Origin of the sequence: Streptomyces sp. AN091965, assembly GCF_022698285.1 — a bacterium.
GTDB lineage: Bacteria > Actinomycetota > Actinomycetes > Streptomycetales > Streptomycetaceae > Streptomyces.
The window spans coordinates 6,798,595-6,816,229 of the sequence record NZ_JALDMY010000001.1 but is presented as its reverse complement, the minus strand read 5'-3'; the positions used below and the strand labels follow the sequence as shown (position 1 = coordinate 6,816,229).

Genomic DNA, 17,635 nt, shown 5'->3' with positions numbered 1-17,635 from the left:
CGGCGGCTCCTGTTCTCCACGGTGTCCAGGGCGGTTACGGCACGGTCTCCACGGGCGCCGCCGACGAACGGCGCCCGTGGGGGGGTTACAGCGCGTCGGGGCCGCGTTCGCCGGTCCGGACGCGGACGGCGGTCTCGACGGGCAGCGTCCACACCTTGCCGTCGCCGATCTTGCCGGTGCGGGCGGCCTTCACGATGACGTCGACGAGCTGCTCGGCGTCGCCGTCCTCGACGAGGACCTCGATGCGGATCTTGGGGACGAGGTCGACGGTGTACTCCGCGCCGCGGTAGACCTCGGTGTGTCCGCGCTGGCGTCCGTAGCCGCTGGCCTCGGTGACGGTCAGGCCCTGGACGCCGAAGGCCTGGAGGGCTTCCTTGATCTCGTCGAGCCGGTGCGGCTTGACCACCGCGGTGATGAGCTTCATGCGTCCACCTTCTTGTTCTTCGGCTCCGCCGCGGAGGAGGCGGCGGTCTGCGACACCGGGCCCGGCACGGCGGCCGTGGTGCGCGGCGCCGTGCCGCCGCCCGCGCCGCTGAAGTCGTACGCCGTCTCGGCGTGCTGGACCTGGTCGATGCCGCTGACCTCCTCGTCCTCGCTGACGCGCATGCCGATCGTCTTGTCGATGAGGAGGGCGAGCACGGCGGAGGCGAGGAAGGAGTACGCGAGGACGGCGCCGACCCCCGCGGCCTGCTTGCCGAGCTGGTCGAGGTTACCGCCGTAGAAGAGGCCCTTGGCGTCGGACTGGCCGCCGCCGGTGGCGAAGAGGCCGACGAGGAGGGAGCCCGTGATGCCGCCGACGAGGTGGACGCCGACGACGTCGAGGGAGTCGTCGAAGCCGAACCTGAACTTCAGGCCGACGGCCATGGCGCACAGCAGTCCGGCCACGGCGCCGATGGCGATGGCGCCGAGCGGGGAGCAGGAACCGCCGGAAGGAGTGATGGCGACGAGGCCCGCGACGGCGCCGGAGGCGGCGCCGAGCGTGGTGAACGCGCCGTGCCGCAGCTTCTCGTAGACGAGCCAGGCGAGCATGGCGGCGGCGGTGGCGACCTGGGTGTTGAGGAACATCAGGGCGCCGACGCCGTCGTCGTTGCCGAGCCAGGACCCGGCGTTGAAGCCGAACCAGCCGAACCACAGCAGACCTGCGCCGAGCATCACGAGCGGCAGGCTGTGCGGGCGCATGGGGTCCTTCTTGAAGCCGACGCGCTTGCCGATGACGAGGATGACGCCGAGGGCCGCGGCGCCCGCGTTGATGTGCACGGCGGTGCCGCCCGCGAAGTCGATCACGCCGAGTTCGAAGGCCCAGCCGCCGGTGCCCCACACCCAGTGGGCGACGGGGAAGTACACGATCGTGGCCCACAGCGTGACGAACAGGGCCCAGGCGGTGAACTTCACGCGGTCCGCGAGGGCGCCGCTGATCAGGGCGGGCGTGATGATCGCGAACATGAGCTGGAAGACCGCGAAGACGTAGACGGGGACGGTGTAGCCGTCCCAGAGCTCGGTGAGGCCGATTCCGCTGAGCCCGACGTAGTCGGAGTCCCAGGCGATGAGGCTGCCGTGGTCGGTGCCGAAGGCGAGGGAGAAGCCGTAGAGCACCCACAGGAGGGTGACGATCCCCAGGCTGATGAAGCTCATCATCAGCATGTTCAGGGTGCTCTTGACGCGGACCATGCCTCCGTAGAAGAAGGCGAGACCCGGCGTCATGAGCATCACCAGGGCGGAGCAGATGAGCATGAACCCGGTGTTGGCGGCAGACAGCTCCGGGGCGTCTGCGGCAAGCCGGATGCCTGGGGGCATCGCAGTCTCCTCGTCGTCGGATGCGGCCCGTGCGGTCCGGCCCCTGCGGGGCGAGGACGGTGGACCGGTGATGCGGCACGAGGTTGGCGCAGCGCGGTTTCGGCCAGTGCCGCTCGATGTTTCACGGCAGTGACGAAGAGGTCGGGCGTGTTACGCGTGAATGAACTGCACGCCGGAACCGGGGGACGGAACGTACCCTCCCCGAACCCCAGCCATCAAGGGAGCAGCCCCCACGGCGAGCACCCCGGTCCGCGAGAGCGGCGCCGGTTCGGGCGCGAAAGCAGCCCGGCCGCGGCGCCATCCGGATGACCTGGCATGGGGGAGCCGAGTCGGGCTGTTCGGGATGGGCTGCCGCGGCCGGAGTCCTGGGGCGTCGGGCCGGGGGCCCTGGAGGGTCGGCGGGTCCTCGGACCGTCAGACGGCCTCCGCGGTTTCCGGCATCTCCTGGGCGAGCTGCTCGGTGAAGTGGACGACCTCCGGGACGTCGCCGAAGTCCCGCACGGCGTTGGCGACGGTCTTGCGCAGCCGGGTGTTGACCCGCTCGGAGCGGACCTTCTTGGCGATGTCCAGGGTGTCCCTGGCGAGGAGCATGCTCTGCTCCGGCTCCTTCTGGAGCAGGTGGACGGTGGCCATGCCGATCAGGTTCAGCGCGTACGACCGCTGGTGTTCGGGGTCCTTGCCGAAGAGCTCGACGGCGCGCTCCATGACGGGCTCGGAGAGGGAGGCGTAGGTCGGGCTGCGGCCCGCGACGTAGGCGAGGTCGCGGAAGGAGTGGGCGTTCTCGCCGTTGAGCTCGGCTTCGGAGAAGAAGCGGATCCAGTCCGGCTCGGGCTCGTCCCAGTCGTCGGCGTCGGTGAAGGTGTCCTCGGCCATGCGCACCGCCCGTTTACAGCGGCCCGGTTGGCCCATTCCGGCATACGCGCGGGCCTCCATCGCATACAGCATCGCCTGGGTGCGCGGGCTCGCGCAGTCGCGGCTGCCGTACTGGGCGAGGTGGATGAGCTCCAGGGCGTCGTCGGGGCGGCCGAGGTGGATCATCTGGCGGCTCATGCTGGAGAGGATGTACGAGCCCAGCGGCTTCTCGCCCGCTTCCTTGGCGGCGTGCAGGGCGAGGACGAAGTACTTCTGGGCGGTCGGCTGGAGCCCCACGTCATAGCTCATCCAGCCGGCGAGCTCGGCCAGTTCGCCGGCGACCTTGAACAGGCGCTTGGCGGTGGACTCGGGCTGGGGCTCCTGGAGCAGGTCGGTCACCTCGTGCAGCTGGCCGACGACGGCTTTGCGGCGCAGGCCGCCGCCGCACTGGGCGTCCCACTGGCGGAACATCACCGTGGTGGACTCCAGGAGGTCCATCTCCGGCTTGGAGAGACGGCCCGGGCGCCTGCCGGGGTACTGCTGGGGCTCGGGCTCCGCCACCACCTGGGCGGTGGAGGGGCCCGGCACCAGCCAGCGCTGCATGGGCTCGATCAGGGCGGGGCCCGCGGACAGGGCGAGCGAGGTGCCGAGGAAACCGCGCCGGGCGAGCATCAGGTCGCTGCGGCTGAACTCGCTGATGAGCGCGACCGTCTGCGGCCCGGTCCAGGGCAGGTCGACGCCGGAGACGGAGGGCGACTGGTGGGCGGCGCGCAGGCCGAGGTCCTCGACGGCGACGACGCAGCCGAAGCGCTCCGAGAACAGCTCGGAGAGGATGCGCGGAATGGGCTCGCGCGGATTCTCCCCGTCCAGCCAGCGCCGGACGCGGGAGGTGTCCGTGGAGATGTGATGAGCGCCCAACTGCCTGGCTCTGCGGTTCACTTGGCGCGCCAGCTCGCCCTTCGACCAGCCGCTGCGCACGAACCAGGAGCTGAGCATCTCGTTCGGGCGCTTCTCGGCGTTCGCACCGCCACCGCTACTGCCGCCCACTGGAACGCCCCCATCCCTCAAGACACTTGTACGCGGTCCTCGGTCAAGCCCTAACAGAATGCCGCGTGCCGCGGCCGCCCGTCCGGAGAATGTCACCCATCGAACGGGAAGCCGACTTGCCTCCGGCATACCCGCGAGCGCGCACTGCTCCCGACTCCATGCACTGAAAGTAATCCTACGATCACCCCTCCGGCGAGGGCGATCCCGGAAACGCCACCATTCGCCACCCCTTCGAATGAACTCCCGGACCGCCGCACGCGATTCACTTGACACAGAACAACCGAGAGTCGGCGGAACGGAGCACACAGGGGCGCGGGCCGCGGGGCACACCACCCCCGAATCCCCCGAGCGCCGCGAGCACGTGGCGGCGGAAGTCGGCGAAAGTCAGCGAAAGTCGGCTTGAGACGTCCAAACAGCGACGCCGGGCGACTCCCAAGACAGCTCAAGACAGAGAGTCACGATCTGATTCCGCCACGTAACCACGGCGCACTCGACCCGTTGGAGGGGGCATGGGCTTCACGATCGGCGGCATCCGGGGGACCAAAGAGCCCCGTTCCGGTGACCGCGGAACAAAGGATTCGGGACTCCCGGAGGCGAAGGACACGGGCGGCAATGACCGGGGCGCGGGCGACCGCGAGCCCGGCCGCGCGAAGGAGCCCAAGGAGCCGCGCGCCGCGTCGCGGCGGCGGGGCCGCGCCGCGTCCGACTGCACGGCGGTGGCGGAGTACACCGGCCTGTGGGGCTGGGCCGTGGTGCCCGGGGCGCGCGCCCAGGACGGCCGCTGCTCCTGCGGCGCCGCCGGGTGTCCGGCCCCCGGCGCACACCCCCTCGACTTCGCGCCGGAGGTTCCGGCGGGCGCCACGCTCGACGAAGTGACCGACGCCTGGGGGCAGTTCCCCGGGGCGGCCGTGATGCTGCCGGTGGGGCGCGCCTTCGACGTCATCGAGGTCGCGGAGACCGCCGGGCGCCGGGCCCTGGTGCGCCTGGAGCGGATGGGCCTGCCGCTCGGTCCGGTGGCGGCCACGCCCGACGGCCGCACGCACTTCCTGGTCGCGCCCGGCGCCGCCGCCGAACTCCCCCAGCTGCTCTACCGCATGGGCTGGGACGACGCGGCCCTCGACCTGCACGGCATCGGCCTCGGCGGCCACATCACCGCGCCGCCCTCCGACCGCGGCGGGCTCGGTCCGGTCCGCTGGCTGCGCGCCCCCGACCCGGACTCGGCGACGAGCCCCCCGCACGCCCGGCTCGTGCTCGGCACGCTGGCGTACGTGGCCCACCGCTCCCCGGCGTAAGTCCGCGGGACCGCATGCGGAAGGGCCCCGCTCCCCGGCTGCACCCCGGGAAGCGGGGCCCTTCCTCGCGTACGCGTGCGTCTACGGCAGTGTCCCGGGGGCGCCCCAAGGGGGCGCGGGGAACTGCGCGCCCAGCCACGACGCGGTCACAGATGGACGACGACACGGCGCGGCACCCGCCATGCGGAGCGCTCAGTCGCCGATGAGGGCATCGACGAACGCCTCGGGCTCGAAGGGCGCGAGGTCGTCCGCGCCCTCGCCCAGGCCCACCAGCTTGACCGGCACGCCCAGCTCGCGCTGGACGGCGACGACGATGCCGCCCTTGGCGGTGCCGTCGAGCTTGGTGAGGACGATGCCGGTGATGTCGACGACCTCGGCGAAGACCCGGGCCTGCACCAGGCCGTTCTGGCCGGTGGTGGCGTCCAGGACGAGCAGCACTTCGTCGAGCGGGGCGTGCTTCTCGACGACGCGCTTGACCTTGCCGAGCTCGTCCATCAGGCCGGTCTTGGTGTGCAGACGGCCCGCGGTGTCGATGAGCACGACGTCGGCGCCCTCGGCGATGCCCTCCTTGACGGCGTCGAAGGCGATGGAGGCCGGGTCGCCGCCCTCGGGTCCGCGCACGGTGCGGGCGCCGACGCGGTCGCCCCACGTCTGGAGCTGGTCGGCGGCGGCGGCGCGGAAGGTGTCGGCGGCGCCGAGGACGACCGAGCGGCCGTCTGCGACGAGGACGCGGGCGAGCTTGCCGGTGGTGGTGGTCTTGCCGGTGCCGTTCACGCCGACGACCATCACGATGCCCGGGGTCTCCAGGCCGGACTCGGTCTTCACGGCGCGGTCGAAGTCCGTGCCGACGAGCTGCAGGAGCTCCTCGCGCAGCAGGGTGCGCAGCTCCTGCGGGGTGCGGGTGCCGAGCACCTTCACGCGCTCGCGCAGCCGCTCGACGAGCTCCTGGGTGGGGGCGACGCCGACGTCGGCGGTGAGGAGCGTGTCCTCGATCTCCTCCCAGGTGTCCTCGTCGAGGTGCTCGCGGGAGAGCAGGGTCAGCAGGCCCTTGCCGAGCGCGTTCTGCGAGCGGGACAGGCGGGCGCGCAGCCGCACCAGGCGGCCCGCGGTGGGCTCCGGGGTCTCGATCTCCGGGGCTTCGGGGGCCTCGGGAGCCGGGGGCTCCTCGACCACGACGGGGGCGGACGCCGACGGCTCGGCGACCGGCAGGTCCACCTCCTCGATGGTGCGGCGCGGCTCGTCGCGCGGCGTCTCGGCCTCGTCGCCGACGTGCGGCTCGGCGGGGGGTGCGGTGATGGTGGGCGTGCTCGACGGGGCCTGGGACGGCGGCAGCTGCTTCTTCTTGCGGCTGCCGACGACGAGCCCGCCGATCGCGCCGACCACGACCACGGCGATGACTACAGCGAGGATGACGATTTCCATAACCCACCCAGTATCAGTCATGGCCCGCCAACGGGCCCCCCTTGTGGCTTCCTCCAAAAGACATAGGCCACTAGCCGGGATTACTCGGACTAAAGTACGATGGAAGAGGCTGCGTCAACGCGCGTAGAGTCCCATCCGAAGAAAACCCCCACCGGCTGCGACAACGTCGACGCAGGCCGAGCGAGAGGCACGGAACTCCCCCTCATGAGCACCACCGCCGAAACCGCCGAACACGAAGGCGCCCTGGAGACCAGGGGTCTGGAGCCGGTCCCCGACTCCGAACGCCACGGCAGGACCCGCGAGCTGTTCCCCACCTGGGTCGCCGCCAACATCAGCGTGCTGCTGCTCACCATGGGCGCGGGCCTCATCGTCTCGAACGGGCTGAACTTCTGGCAGGTCCTGATCGTCGCCCTCGTCTCGCCCGTCCTGAGTTACGGCCTGGTGGGCCTGGTCTCCATCGCGGGCAAGCGCGGCGGCTCGCCGGGCATGACGCTCTCGCGCGCGGTCTTCGGCCAGCGCGGCAACCTCTTCCCCGGCGCGCTGATCTGGGTCGCCCGCTGGGGCTGGGAGACGATCAACGCGGTCACGGGCGCGTACGCGATCCTCACCGTGCTCGACATCTGCTTCGGCGTGAAAGCGAACACGGCCCTGAAGGTCATCACCCTGCTCGCCTTCGTCGCCGCCACGTTCCTCATCTCGGGCCTCGGCCGCAAGGTGCTGCACGTGTGCAGCCAGTGGTCGACGTACCTCTTCGGCGCGTTCAGCGTCCTGGTGCTCGTCTACCTCCTGAAGAACACCGACTGGTCGCAGGTCTTCGACAAGCCCGCGGGCTCCACCGCGATGATGATCGCGGGCATCGGCACCATCGCCGCGGGCGGCATCAGCTGGGTCCCCACCGGCCCGGACTTCACCCGCTACCTGCCGCGCACGGCGCCGAGCAAGCCGCTGGTCGGCCACGCCGTCGGCGGTGCCGCGATCGTCGTCGTGCCGATGGTCCTGATGGGCGCCGTCATGGCCGTCTCCACACCGAGCCTGTCCTCCGCGCAGGACCCGGTCGCCTTCCTCGGCGACCTGCTGCCGACGTGGATCGCCGTGCCGTACCTGATCATGGCCCTGATCGGCATGCTCCTGATCAACTCGATGTCGATGTACTCGGCCGGCTTCACCGCGATGACCCTCGGCATCAAGGTCCCGCGCGCGTGGGCCGTCAGTGTGAACGCGATCATCAGCCTGATCTTCGGCTACCTCCTGATGAACGTGGCGACGAGCTTCATGGGCTCGTTCATCTCCTTCCTCACGCTGCTCGCCGTCGCCTTCTCCGCCTGGATCGGGGTCTTCGGCATCGACATGCTGCGCCGCAAGACGTACGACGGCGAAGGCCTGATGGACACCACGCGCACCAGCGTCTACTGGTACAAGGCGGGCTTCGCCTGGCAGGCGATGACCTCCTGGGCCGTCGCGCTCCTCGTGGGTCTGCTCTTCACCAAGGTCGACTGGTTCAGCGGCCCGCTCGCCACCTCCTGGGTCGGCCGCAACGGCCTGGGCTGGCTCGTGACGATCCTAGTCGCCGGGGCGCTGTACGCGCTCCTGCCGCGCCAGCCGCTCCCCGAGCGCGACGCGCAGGCCCCGGCCGCCGAGGCCGAGCCGGTCTCCGCCAAGGCGTGAGCCCGACGGGCCACCCGGGGCAGCGGCCCGACCGCTGTACGCCCCTGTTCATCTGACACTACGTCAGCTAGCGTCCCCCTTCGCCGCCCACAGCCCGCCACTGAGGCGGGCTCCGGTGAAGGGGGACGTTGCGCATGCCCGTCACAGTCGTCCGCTTCAACCTCGTCGACCCGGCGTCGCGGGAGCTCGGCGCGCGCTACCGGGCCGCCGTGGAGATGGCCGCCTACGCCGATGCCCGCGGGGTCACCACGGTCCAGACCGAGGAACACCACGGCGCGGCCGACAACTGGCTGCCCTCGCCCTTCGCCTTCGCGGGCGCGGTGTTCGGCGCCACCCGGCGCGTCCTCGTCACCGTCTCGGCCGCCATCGGCCCCCTGTACGACCCGCTGCGGCTCGCCGAGGACATCGCCGTGCTCGACCTGCTCAGCGGCGGCCGCCTGGTCACGGTGGCGGGCATCGGCTACCGGCCCGAGGAGTACGCGGCCCTCGGCGTCGACTTCGCGCGGCGCGGCGCGCTCCAGGACGAGCTCCTGGAGACCCTGCTGCGGGCCTGGACCGGCGAGGAGTTCACCTTCCGCGGGCGCAGGGTCCGCGTCACGCCGCGCCCCGGCACCCGGCCCCATCCGCTGCTCCTGGTGGGCGGCTCCTCGCGGGCGGCGGCGCGCCGCGCGGCCCGGCTCGGCCTGCCCTTCTTCCCGAGCGCGCACCTGCCGGAGCTCGACGCGTACTACCGGCACAAGCTCACGGAGTACGGCACCGAGGGCTGGACCACGATGCCCGCGGCGAAGACCCCGCTGCTGCACCTCGCCGAGGACCCGGACCGCGCCTGGGCGACGTACGGCGAGCACTTCCTGCACGAGGCGCGCGCCTACGCGTCCTGGCAGTCGGGCGGCGTCCGCTCGGTCGTGCGGTCGACGGCCACGACGGTCGGGGAGCTGCGCGCGGAGGGCGTGTACCGCATCCTCACGCCGGACGAGTGCGTGGCGCTCGCGGCGGGCGGCGCGCCGAGCCTCGTGCTGCATCCGCTGGTCGGCGGGATGCCGGTGGACGAGGGCTGGCGCGGCCTGCGCCTGTTCGGCGAACGCGTACTGCCCCGGCTCGAGGACGTCGGGTCCATGAGCCGGGGCAGCCTTCCGCAGGAGGAGGGGGCAGCGGGGTCTTAGCCCATCTCCTCCAGGGTCTTGCCCTTCGTCTCCTTGACGAACTTCAGGACGAAGGGGATCGAGAGGGCCGCGAAGGCGCCGTAGATGATGTACGAGCCGCTCAGGGACCATTCGGACATGCTCGGGAAGGTCTTGGTGATGGCGAAGTTGGCCAGCCACTGGGCGGAGGCGGCCACGCCGAGACCGGCGGCGCGGATGCGGTTGGGGAAGATCTCGCCGAGGAGCACCCAGACCACCACGCCCCAGGAGAAGGCGAAGAAGAGCACGAAGGCGTTGGCGGCGATGATCGCGACCAGGCCCTGCGCGTGCGGCAGCGAGACGTCGTCACCGGAGCCGCTGCGGTACGAGAACGCCCACGCCATCGTGAACAGGGCCGCCGCCATGCCGGCGGAGCCGATCAGGGCCAGCGGCTTGCGGCCGATGCGGTCGACCAGGACCATCGCGATCACCGTACCGACGATGTTCACGATCGAGGTCTCGAAGGAGTACAGGAACGAGCTGGACGGGTCCTTGCCGATCGACTGCCACAGCTGGTTCGAGTAGTAGAAGATCACGTTGATGCCGACGAGCTGCTGGAAGACCGAGAGCCCGATGCCGATCCAGATGATCGGCAGGAAGCCGCCCCGGCCGCCGAGCAGGTCCTTGAACGTGGACTTGTGCTCGCTGCGCATGCCCATGTTGATCTGCGCGATGCGCTGGTCCAGGTTGACGTCCTTGCCCTCGACGTCGGCGAGCACCTTGCGGGCCTCGGCGTCGCGGCCCACGGAGATCAAGAAGCGCGGCGACTCGGGGATCGCGAGGGACAGCAGGCCGTAGAGGACGGCAGGGACGACCATGACGCCGAGCATCCACTGCCAGGCCTCCAGGCCCGCGAGCTTGCCGCGCTGGTCGCCGTCGGCCATGTTCAGGATGCCCCAGTTGACCAGCTGCGACACGGCGATGCCGATGACGATGGCGGCCTGCTGGAAGGAGGCGAGACGGCCCCGATAGGCGGGCGGCGCGACCTCGGCGATGTAGGCCGGGCCGATCACGGAGGCCATGCCGATGCCGATGCCGCCGATGAGGCGCCACACGGTCAGGTCCCAGGCGGCGAAGGGCAGGGCCGAGCCGATGGCGCTGGCCGCGAACAGGACCGCGGCGATCTGCATGACGCGGATGCGGCCGATGCGGTCCGCGACCCGGCCGGCGACGGCGGCGCCGACGGCACAGCCGAGCAGTGCGGTCGCGATGATCCAGCCGAGCAGGTTGGCGTCCACGTCGAACCGGTGCTGAATGGCCACCGTGGCGCCGTTGATCACGGAACTGTCGTAACCGAAGAGGAATCCGCCCATCGCGGCTGCCGCCGTGATGAAGATGACATGGCCGAGATGGTCCGGGTGGGCCTCCCGGGCCCGTGGTGTCGGCGGCTGCGCTGTGCTGGTCACGTGTACTCCTCGGGCCACCGGCGTCGCTGCCGGGGTGGGGGCGAGCTCTTCAAGTGGCGCACAACTTCACGCCGCCCACCACCTGAAGGTAAGAACAACGTTGCAGACACTATGCCTTCAAGTTTCGAAGTCAATAGCTCATGGAGAACCAGTCGATCCAGCACTGGTCACAGTTTGACTTCAAGAGTTGAAGAAGAATGAAGTTGATCAAGAAAGGCTCAGCGGAGCCGCTGGCTGATCACCTTGGAGACGCCGTCGCCCTGCATCGAGACGCCGTACAGCGCGTCGGCGACCTCCATCGTGCGCTTCTGGTGCGTGATCACGATGAGCTGCGAGGCCTCCTGGAGCTCCTGCATGATGCGGATGAGCCGCTGGAGGTTGGTGTCGTCGAGCGCCGCCTCGACCTCGTCCATCACGTAGAACGGGCTGGGCCGCGCCTTGAAGATCGACACCAGGAGCGCCACCGCCGTCAGCGACCGCTCGCCGCCGGACAGCAGCGAGAGCCGCTTGACCTTCTTGCCGGGCGGACGGGCCTCGACGTCGACACCCGTGGCGAGCATGTTGTCGGGATCGGTCAGGATCAGCCGTCCCTCACCGCCCGGGAAGAGCCTGCTGAAGACGCCCTCGAACTCCCGGGCCGTGTCCCGGTAGGCCTCGGTGAAGACCTGCTCGACGCGCTCGTCGACCTCCTTCACCACCTGGAGGAGGTCGGCGCGGGTCTTCTTCAGGTCCTCCAGCTGCTCGGCGAGGAACTTGTGACGCTCCTCCAAAGCCGCGAATTCCTCAAGAGCGAGCGGATTGACCTTCCCCAGCTGCTGGTACGCCCGTTCGGCTGACTTCAGCCGCTTCTCCTGCTCGCCGCGGACGTACGGCCGCGGCTGGTTGCGCGGATGTCCGGGGTCCTCCGGCAGCTCCTCGCCCTCGGCGGGGGGCGAGGGCGGCACGAGCTGATCGGGCCCGTAGCCGGCCACGAGCCCCGCCGGTTCCACACCGAGCTCCTCCAGCGCCTTGGTCTCCAGCTGCTCGATCCGCAGCCGCTTCTCCGCGCCGAGTACCTCGCCCCGGTGAACCGAATCCGTCAGTTTGTCGAGCTCCGTCTTGAGGTCGCGCCCCTGGTTCCGCGCGGCGGCGAGGTCCCGCTCGCGCGCCTCCCTGGCCCGCTCGGCCGCCGCCCGCTCCTGATCGGCCCGGACCAGGGAGACCTCGACGTGCGCGAGCAGCTGCCGGGCGCCGGACGCGACGGCCCCGGCGACCGCCGCCTCGTGCCGCAGCCTGGCCCGGTGCCGCTCCGCACGCGCGCGTGCCTCGCGCTCGGCGCGGGCGGCCCGGTCGAGCGATTCGGCCCGCCCGGCGAGCCCCTTCACCCGCTCCTCGTGCGTACGGACCTGGAGGCGGGCCTCCATCTCGGTCTGACGGGCGTTGGCGCCGTCGGCCGCGAGGCGGTCCCGCACTCCGGTGTCCGGCTCCTCGTCCGCGGGCATCTCCTCGGCCACGGCCAGCCGCTCGGCCAGCTCCTCGGCCTCCCACCGCGCCTTCTCCAGGGCCTCCTGCGCCTTGGCGGCGGCCGCGGCGGACCGCTCGGCCTCACCGGCGGCGCCGCGCGCCTGGCCCGCGAGGCTGCCGAGCCGCTGCGCCACGGCGGACTTCTCCCGGTCGGCGGTGCGCCGCCGCTCGCCCAGCTCCTCGACGAGCGCGGCGCACTCCCGGCGCCGCTCGTCGGCGGCCCGCTGCTCCCGCGTCAACTCCTCGCACCGCACGCCGAGTTCGTCCAGCTCGGCGGCGGCCTCGGCCACCGAGGCCTGCACCTCGAGGAGGCTGGGCGCGCCCGCGGAGCCGCCCTGCGCGAAGTGCGCCCCGAGCAGGTCGCCCTCGGCGGTGACCGCGGTCAGCTCCGGGTGCGCGTACACCAGGTCCTCGGCGTCTTCGAGGGTGCCGACGACGACGATGCCGCGCAGCAGCCGCCGCACGGCGGGCAGCAGTTCGGCGGGGCCGCGCACGAGGTCGGCGGCGCGGGGCGGCCCGTCCCCCGCGGCCTCGGGGGCGGGCCCCTCGGTGTCGGCGGCCCCCGCGAGCAGCAGCGCGGCCCGGCCCGCGTCCTGCTTGCGCAGCAGGCGGATCGCTTCTGCAGCGGACGCCGGTGTCGTGACGGCGATGGCGTCGGCGGCCGCGCCGAACGCGGCCGCCACCGGCACCTCGAAGCCCGGCGCGACGGAGAGGAGTTCGGCCGCGGGGCCGAGCAGGCCCGCGAGCCGGTCCCGCGCGGCGAGCAGCGCGCCCGAGCCGTCCTTGCGGCGGAGCCCGAGCGCGAGCGCCTCGTGCCGGGCGGCGACGGCGGCCCGCTTCCGCTCGGCGGCGGTGGTCGCTTCCCGGGCCGCCGTCAGCGCGGCCTCGGCGTCGGCGAGGGCCCGGCGGGCCTCCTCGTGCCGCTCACCGAGCTCGGCGTCGCCCGCGTCGAGCCCGTCGACCTCGGCCTTGAGCTGCTCGTACTCCTCCTGCGCTGCGGTGGCCCGCTCCTGGGCCTCGTCGCGCGCCAGGGCGAGCCGGTCGATCTCGGCCTGGGCGGAAGCGGCCCGCGAGCGTGCCGCGTTGACCTGGCCGCCGAGCCGCGCGAGGCCTTCGCGCCGGTCGGCGATGGCCCGGGCCACGTCCTTCAGGCGCCGCTCCTCGGCGGCCAGGTCCCGCTCCAGGTCCGCCCGGTGCCCGACGGTGTCGTCGAGGGCGTGCTGCGCGGCCTCCAGGGCGGCCGCCAGCTCGGCCTCCTGCTCGCGGATGCGGGCGGCCTCGCGCTCCAGGTCCTCCGGGTCGCGGCCGCGCCGTTCCTCCGCGGGCGCGGAGGTGGCGCTGGTGACCCGGGCGTCGGCGAGCGATACGGTGCCGCGCACCCGCTCGGCCAGCTGCGACAGCTCGTACCAGGTCTGCTGGGCGCGCTGGAGGCGCGGCGTGAGCCGGCGGACCTCGTCCTCCAGCCGGGCCTCGCGCGTCAGGGCCGCCTTCAGCTCCGCCTCCGCGGCGTCCCTGCGGGCCTTGAGCGCGGCCTCGTCGGCGACCTCCGTGTTCAGGGCCTGGCGCAGGCCGACCAGGTCGTCGGCGAGCAGCCGGAGCCGGGCGTCGCGCAGATCCGCCTGGATGACGGCGGCGCGGCGCGCGACCGCGGCCTGCCGCCCGAGCGGCTTGAGCTGGCGGCGCAGCTCGTCGGTGAGGTCCTGCACCCGCGCGAGGTTGGCCTGCATCGCGTCCAGCTTCCGCAGCGCCTTCTCCTTGCGCTTGCGGTGCTTGAGGACGCCCGCGGCCTCCTCGATGAAGGCCCTGCGGCCCATGGGGTCGGCGTGCAGCACCGAGTCGAGTTGGCCCTGGCCGACGATGACGTGCATCTCGCGGCCGATGCCGGAGTCGGAGAGCAGCTCCTGGATGTCGAGCAGCCGGCAGGTGTCGCCGTTGATCTGGTACTCGCTGCCGCCGTTGCGGAACATGATCCGCGTGATCGTGACCTCGGCGTACTCGATGGGCAGCGCGCCGTCGGAGTTGTCGATGGTGAGGGAGACCTCGGCGCGGCCCAGCGGCGGGCGGCCGGTGGTGCCCGCGAAGATCACGTCCTCCATCTTGCCGCCGCGCAGCGACTTGGCGCCCTGCTCCCCCATGACCCAGCTCAGCGCGTCCACGACGTTGGACTTGCCGGAGCCGTTGGGTCCGACGACGCAGGTGATGCCCGGCTCGAACTTCAGTGTCGTGGCGGACGCGAAGGACTTGAAGCCGCGCAGGGTGAGGGCCTTGAGGTGCACGCCGCTGGACTCTACCTTTCGCCGGGAGTTCACCGAGGGAACGTACGAACCGTTTCACGGAGGAAGGTGCAGGGCACATCAGAGTTAAGAAATGGCCTCGCACCGGGGCAGGGACAGCCAAGTTCTGGTCACGGCTTGACCGTTCGGCGTCCCGCTCCCGGTCCCCCGCACGCACGGCGCGCCCAGTACGACACGGCGGACGACAAAAGAAGAAGGGACGCCGAAGCGTCCCTTGCAGATCTCTTGAAGCAGAGCTCTTGGGTCAAGCGGTTGATACGGGCATCTAGACCACGTCGCACCGGGCGCGCGGCCGCTCCGGCATTCCCGCGTGCGTGGCGATGCGCGGGAGTACGTCACGGGGACGCACGAGGTGCCGGGCCCGGGGTGGCGTGGGTCAGGTGAGCGCAGGCTCCGCCTGGGGTACGTCGATGCTCTCCAGGAGCGATTCGTGAGAAGCGGCGACCGTCAGCGCGTCGTTCTCCGCCTGAATCCTGACCAGCTCGGATTCCAGGTCCTGGACGCGCTGCTGGAGCCGTCGCATCTCGGCGAGAAGTCGCGGGTCGCTGCCGCCGACGTAACCGAGAAGCGCCTTTGCCATGATGGATGGTCCTCCACACTGAGTGACCGACCGAATCGGTGTGGGTCGTGAGGGAATCGCACCCGCGGTGCCTGGCACTCTTCTGTTCTTGCTGGGTCTTACTTGGCCGTTCTCACATGCCAAACAGCGAGGATGCGCGGGGCTTCCAGCGTCTCACCAAAAAGTTTGACGGTCAACACGATCACACCCCGTATTGACGGGCATCCCGGGGGCACACGGCGGTCGAATCCGCTGCGGCGCCTCTCCTTCGGGGCCCTGGGGGTGTGGAGATCATCCTTACCCGCGGAGCCTGTCACGGCAAGGGCTCGTTGGCAATCACCAGGCCTTTTTTGCCCCAGGGGGCCGTCGCGCCCCCAGCAGGACCGGCGTGCGCCGGCTCCCCCAGGGCGCGGCGTCAGCGAATCGCGAACGAGTCGTAACCGCCCCGCGGCGTGTCCCAGATCTCAGTCACACCGTCGACCCGGCCGGGAGTGTCGCCCCTCTCGAGCCAGTCCAGGAGCGCCTCGCACCCGGCGCGGGAGCCCTCGGCGACCACTTGTACGCGGCCGTCGTCGAGATTGAGAGCAAAACCACTCAGGCCGCCGATCTCCAGGGCCCTGGCCCGCGTGAACCAGCGGAATCCCACGCCTTGCACACGGCCGCGCACCCAGGCGGTGAGCCGGACTTCTTCGTTCATGAGGTGCACGCTAACCGGCCAATTGCACAGGGAGCACTTCGCCCCCTTGTGCCATCGCGTACAGTCGCGACTCGACGCGCCTCACCCGTACGGGCGAGTCACGTGGACCGTCAGGACGACGCCGGGGCACATGACCGGGCGTCTCGACGAAAGGCCAGACATGGGACGCCACCGACGCTCCGCCGCCGGCCGCGCCGCCACCGGCCGCGCCGATCACGCGAACCCGTCCGACTTCACCGAAAGCCCTGCTTCCCCCGATACCCCGGTGGGGCCGTTCCACACCCCCGGCCCCGACGCCACCTCGGGCACCGGGCCCCGGCCGCGCTCGCGCCGCCGCAAGGCCCGCGCGGCCACGCCGGTGCGCACCGGGCTCCTCGGGGTCTCCGCCGCCGTCGCCATGGGTGCCGTCGCGGTCGCCTCGGGGCTGCTGCCCGGCGGGGACACCTACACCTTCGGCGGGAGCGACGGCGCGGGCGCCATGAGCTCCGCCAGCTCCCCCTCCGGCCTGGACCCGCAGGGCGGCGACTCCGGCGCCGCCGAGCGCGGCCCGACGCCGACGCCCGGCACGGGCCGCGCCGAGGCCCCGGCCCCGACGCCCGCGCCGACCAGCGACAAGCCGTCCGCGAAGCCGTCGCAGAAGCCCACGGCCGAGCCGTCCAGGGGCGAGGAGCGCGGCGACACCGACCGGGCCGACCGCGACGAGGCCCCGGACGAGAAGACGAAGAAGCCCGCCCCGCCGCGCGCCGACGAGCCGAAGCCCACCCCGCCCGCACCCCGGCCCGAGCCGTCCACCGGGGACAGCTCCGCCGAGGCCCAGGTGCTCGCGCTGGTCAACGAGGAGCGCGCCAAGGTGGGCTGCCGCCCCGTGAGCGCGGACGGCAGGCTGGCCGCGCTGGCCGAGGGGTTCAGCGCGGACATGGCCGAGCGCGGCTTCTTCGCGCACACCGACCCGGACGGCGCGACCCCGTGGGACCGCGCCGAGAAGGCCGGGATCAAGGACCTCGGCGGGGAGAACATCGCCCGCGGCCAGGCCGACGCCCAGGCCGTGATGGACGCCTGGATGAACAGCCCGGGCCACCGGGCGAACATCCTCAACTGCGACTACAAGACCCTCGGCGTCGGCGCGCACTTCGCGCCGGGCGGCCCGTGGTGGACGCAGGACTTCGGCTTCTGAGCACCCGCGCCCCTCGTGGCCCGGGCCGCTGTGCCCCGGGCGGGCGGAGGCCCTGACGGGCGGAGGCTCAGGCCGCGACGGCCGCGCGGCCCGCGACGAAGGCGCGCGTGGTCTCCGTGACGCGGCGGCCGAGGTGCTCGGCCGTGGCGATGTCCGCCTTGTGCACGGCCTCCGGGCCCTCGTCCGAGTTCGTCTGGGCGGCGGCGCCCGAGAAGAAGCCGAGGCGGTTGAGGTCGTTCTCGGAGCCCGTGGAGGAGTTCCAGCCCGGGAACAGGCCGAGGTTCACCCAGTGCATGCCCTGCTGCGCGGCGAGCGTCTGGAAGTACTGGAGCGTGTGCAGCTTGTCACCGCTCTTGGACGCCGAGTTGGTGAAGCCCGCGGCGATCTTGTCCTGCCAGGCGCGGGTGAACCAGCGCTTGGAGGAGGCCTCCGCGAAGACGTGGAAGGCGCCCGACGCGGTGCCCATGTAGGTGGGCGAGCCGAAGACGATCGCGTCGGCGGCGTCCAGGAGCTCCCACTGGGCCTCGGTGATCTCGTCGACCTTGATCAGGTGCACGGTGGCACCGGCGTCGGCGGCACCGGCGCGCACGGCCTCGGCGACGACAGCGGTGTGGCCGAAGCCGGAGTGGTAGGCGATGGCGACGACGGGGCTGGTCATGGGGGTGCTCCTCGGGTGGGTGCGTTCGGGGACGACGGCGGCACCCAGGTGCTCACCGCTGCACCAAGGAAAGCACTAACTTCTAGTTAGC

At 71.8% G+C, this 17,635-nt stretch carries 13 protein-coding genes; 4 read left to right on the top strand and 9 right to left on the bottom strand.

Annotation, left to right across the window (positions count from 1 at the left end; genetic code table 11):
- Positions 1–85: 85 nt before the first annotated feature.
- The 3 genes from MQV74_RS29170 to nsdA form a co-directional block, all read right to left on the bottom strand.
- The gene (locus tag MQV74_RS29170; RefSeq protein WP_138962057.1) at positions 86–424 is read right to left on the bottom strand and encodes a P-II family nitrogen regulator; all 339 of its coding nucleotides are present in this window, start codon (positions 422–424) and stop codon (positions 86–88) included.
- A complete protein-coding gene (locus tag MQV74_RS29165; protein WP_242724212.1) occupies positions 421–1,794 on the bottom strand; it encodes an ammonium transporter in 1,374 nt (457 codons plus the stop codon). Before MQV74_RS29165 ends, MQV74_RS29170 begins: the two co-directional genes overlap by 4 nt.
- Before the next feature lie 414 nt (positions 1,795–2,208).
- The gene (gene nsdA / locus MQV74_RS29160) at positions 2,209–3,693 is read right to left on the bottom strand and encodes a transcriptional repressor NsdA (protein ID WP_242724210.1); all 1,485 of its coding nucleotides are present in this window, start codon (positions 3,691–3,693) and stop codon (positions 2,209–2,211) included.
- Between the two features lie 509 nt (positions 3,694–4,202).
- On the opposite strand from nsdA, the gene MQV74_RS29155 reads away from it, so the two are divergent.
- A complete protein-coding gene (locus tag MQV74_RS29155) occupies positions 4,203–4,985 on the top strand; it encodes a bifunctional DNA primase/polymerase (protein ID WP_242724208.1) in 783 nt (260 codons plus the stop codon).
- Between the two features lie 192 nt (positions 4,986–5,177).
- Here MQV74_RS29155 and ftsY read toward each other — a convergent pair whose 3' ends face one another.
- On the bottom strand, positions 5,178–6,407 hold the full coding sequence (ftsY, locus tag MQV74_RS29150; RefSeq protein ID WP_242724206.1) for a signal recognition particle-docking protein FtsY: 1,230 nt from the start codon (positions 6,405–6,407) through the stop codon (positions 5,178–5,180).
- A gap of 204 nt (positions 6,408–6,611) precedes the next feature.
- On the opposite strand from ftsY, the gene MQV74_RS29145 reads away from it, so the two are divergent.
- Together MQV74_RS29145 and MQV74_RS29140 are read left to right on the top strand one after the other, a co-directional pair.
- On the top strand, positions 6,612–8,072 hold the full coding sequence (locus tag MQV74_RS29145) for a purine-cytosine permease family protein (RefSeq protein ID WP_242724204.1): 1,461 nt from the start codon (positions 6,612–6,614) through the stop codon (positions 8,070–8,072).
- A 134-nt stretch (positions 8,073–8,206) separates the two neighbouring features.
- Complete coding sequence (locus MQV74_RS29140) at positions 8,207–9,235, top strand: LLM class flavin-dependent oxidoreductase (protein ID WP_242724203.1); 1,029 nt, start codon at positions 8,207–8,209, stop codon at positions 9,233–9,235.
- On the opposite strand, the gene MQV74_RS29135 is transcribed toward MQV74_RS29140, so the two are convergent.
- From MQV74_RS29135 to MQV74_RS29120, 4 genes are all read right to left on the bottom strand, one after another.
- Positions 9,232–10,659 carry a sugar porter family MFS transporter gene (locus tag MQV74_RS29135; protein ID WP_138962051.1) on the bottom strand — a complete coding sequence of 476 codons (1,428 nt, stop codon included), beginning with the start codon at positions 10,657–10,659 and terminating at the stop codon, positions 9,232–9,234. The two genes, MQV74_RS29140 and MQV74_RS29135, sit on opposite strands and share 4 nt — an antisense overlap.
- A gap of 218 nt (positions 10,660–10,877) precedes the next feature.
- A complete protein-coding gene (gene smc / locus MQV74_RS29130) occupies positions 10,878–14,438 on the bottom strand; it encodes a chromosome segregation protein SMC (RefSeq protein WP_242729217.1) in 3,561 nt (1,186 codons plus the stop codon).
- 394 nt (positions 14,439–14,832) lie between these two features.
- Complete coding sequence (locus tag MQV74_RS29125; protein ID WP_242724201.1) at positions 14,833–15,036, bottom strand: hypothetical protein; 204 nt, start codon at positions 15,034–15,036, stop codon at positions 14,833–14,835.
- A 394-nt stretch (positions 15,037–15,430) separates the two neighbouring features.
- Positions 15,431–15,712: an acylphosphatase gene (locus MQV74_RS29120; RefSeq protein WP_242724198.1), complete on the bottom strand. Its 282-nt coding sequence runs from the start codon at positions 15,710–15,712 to the stop codon at positions 15,431–15,433.
- Positions 15,713–15,872: 160 nt separating this feature from the next.
- Here MQV74_RS29120 and MQV74_RS29115 point away from each other — a divergent pair, with 160 nt between their 5' ends.
- A complete protein-coding gene (locus MQV74_RS29115) occupies positions 15,873–16,886 on the top strand; it encodes a CAP domain-containing protein (RefSeq protein ID WP_242724197.1) in 1,014 nt (337 codons plus the stop codon).
- Positions 16,887–16,953: 67 nt separating this feature from the next.
- Here the strand turns inward: MQV74_RS29115 and MQV74_RS29110 are convergent, their stop codons facing one another.
- A complete protein-coding gene (locus MQV74_RS29110; protein WP_242724194.1) occupies positions 16,954–17,544 on the bottom strand; it encodes a flavodoxin family protein in 591 nt (196 codons plus the stop codon).
- Positions 17,545–17,635: the final 91 nt, after the last annotated feature.

Bases quoted from the DNA above. Each gene is read 5' to 3' on its own strand.
- MQV74_RS29170 (WP_138962057.1), bottom strand. From the start codon at position 424: ATGAAGCTCATCACCGCGGTGGTCAAGCCGCACCGGCTCGACGAGATC.
- MQV74_RS29165 (WP_242724212.1), bottom strand. From the start codon at position 1,794: ATGCCCCCAGGCATCCGGCTTGCCGCAGACGCCCCGGAGCTGTCTGCC.
- MQV74_RS29155 (WP_242724208.1), top strand. From the start codon at position 4,203: ATGGGCTTCACGATCGGCGGCATCCGGGGGACCAAAGAGCCCCGTTCC.
- ftsY (WP_242724206.1), bottom strand. From the start codon at position 6,407: ATGGAAATCGTCATCCTCGCTGTAGTCATCGCCGTGGTCGTGGTCGGC.
- MQV74_RS29145 (WP_242724204.1), top strand. From the start codon at position 6,612: ATGAGCACCACCGCCGAAACCGCCGAACACGAAGGCGCCCTGGAGACC.
- MQV74_RS29140 (WP_242724203.1), top strand. From the start codon at position 8,207: ATGCCCGTCACAGTCGTCCGCTTCAACCTCGTCGACCCGGCGTCGCGG.
- MQV74_RS29125 (WP_242724201.1), bottom strand. From the start codon at position 15,036: ATGGCAAAGGCGCTTCTCGGTTACGTCGGCGGCAGCGACCCGCGACTT.
- MQV74_RS29120 (WP_242724198.1), bottom strand. From the start codon at position 15,712: ATGAACGAAGAAGTCCGGCTCACCGCCTGGGTGCGCGGCCGTGTGCAA.
- MQV74_RS29115 (WP_242724197.1), top strand. From the start codon at position 15,873: ATGGGACGCCACCGACGCTCCGCCGCCGGCCGCGCCGCCACCGGCCGC.
- MQV74_RS29110 (WP_242724194.1), bottom strand. From the start codon at position 17,544: ATGACCAGCCCCGTCGTCGCCATCGCCTACCACTCCGGCTTCGGCCAC.